The sequence below is a fragment of the Paraburkholderia sp. J63 genome (genome assembly GCF_905220245.1).
Classification (GTDB): domain Bacteria; phylum Pseudomonadota; class Gammaproteobacteria; order Burkholderiales; family Burkholderiaceae; genus Paraburkholderia.
The window spans coordinates 1-493 of sequence record NZ_CAJMZF010000174.1; the positions used below are offsets into that span (position 1 = coordinate 1).

Genomic DNA, 493 nt, shown 5'->3' on the forward strand with positions numbered 1-493 from the left:
CGCCAGCGGTGTGCGCTCGATCGCCATCGGTACCTCGGGCGATATGTCCGCTAACGGCGACACCGCGGGCGACGCCAAGCTGTTCGCCACCGCCGCCAATGCGACGGGTGCGGACGCCGTCGCCATCGGCACGGGCGCCGCGACCGGCGGCAACAACAGCGTTGCGCTGGGCCTGCAGGCCACCACCACGATCGCCGGCACCAACGGCGTGGCCGTGGGCACAGGCGCTTCGGTCTCGGCGGACAGCGGCATCGCCATCGGCAACGGCGCCCAGGCCACGGGCGCCAAGTCGATCAGCGTCGGTTCGGGCAACAAGGTCTCGGGCAGCGGCTCGGGCGCATTCGGCGACCCGAACGTCATCGCCGGCAACAGCAGCTATGTCGTGGGCAACGACAACACCATTCCGGGCAACGGCAGCTTCGCGCTCGGCAACACCAACACGATTGCCGCGAACAACAGCGCGGCGATCGGCAGCGGCGACAACATTGCCGCG

General features: G+C 70.0%; 1 pseudogene. It reads left to right on the plus strand.

The window, feature by feature from the left end:
- Positions 1-493: pseudogene (locus U5775_RS39030) on the plus strand (hemagglutinin); the annotation flags it as partial.